1 pseudogene is annotated in these 618 nt (G+C 43.5%); it reads left to right on the top strand.

From position 1 onward, the window contains the following. Window positions 1–130 precede the first annotated feature (130 nt). Window positions 131–618, top strand: a pseudogene (locus ACYQ2M_RS25225) (IS1634 family transposase); the annotation flags it as partial.

The following is a 618-nucleotide window of genomic DNA, read 5'->3' as shown; positions in this document are numbered from 1 at the left end:
CCTGCCTTCCCGGAAAATTGTAACGAGAATATGATATAAGTCATTAAAAAAATATAAAAATCATACAATTCCCTTGCAATTTTTATCGTTACAATATATATTGATGTAACGAGAAAAGGGAGAGTTGTATATGTCAGCTATCGTGTATCAAAAGAACAAAAAAACCGGGGTCGTCTACGCTTATGAATCTGTATCTCATTGGGACAAAGAGAAAAAGCAGTCCCGGGCAAGACGCAAATGCATTGGCCGGGTGGATCCTGAGACAAACGAGATTGTTCCCACGCGAAAGAAAAAGCAACTGCCAGTCACAGCAAAGGCAACGCAAGGCCCCGTAACCATAACTGTTCCGGGTCGTAATTTCTATGGTGCGACGTATCTGTTTGACCGTATCGGGGAGATCACCGGAGTGATCGATGACCTAAAAACCTGTTTCCCCACCATTTACCGCCAAATTCTTTCCATTGTCTATTATCTGATTCTGGAGGATAAAAATCCTCTGAGTCGGTTTCCCCATTGGGCTGCACTCCATCAGCATCCTTACGGTGAGGTCATCCCATCTCAAAGAAGCAGCGAACTGTTTGCCTCAATTACCGAGGAAGATAAGCAGCGTTTTTTTCG

The organism is Desulfocicer niacini, from assembly GCF_054657595.1.
Note: the sequence above shows the minus strand (reverse complement) of the source record. Positions and strands in the feature narration are given on the sequence as shown.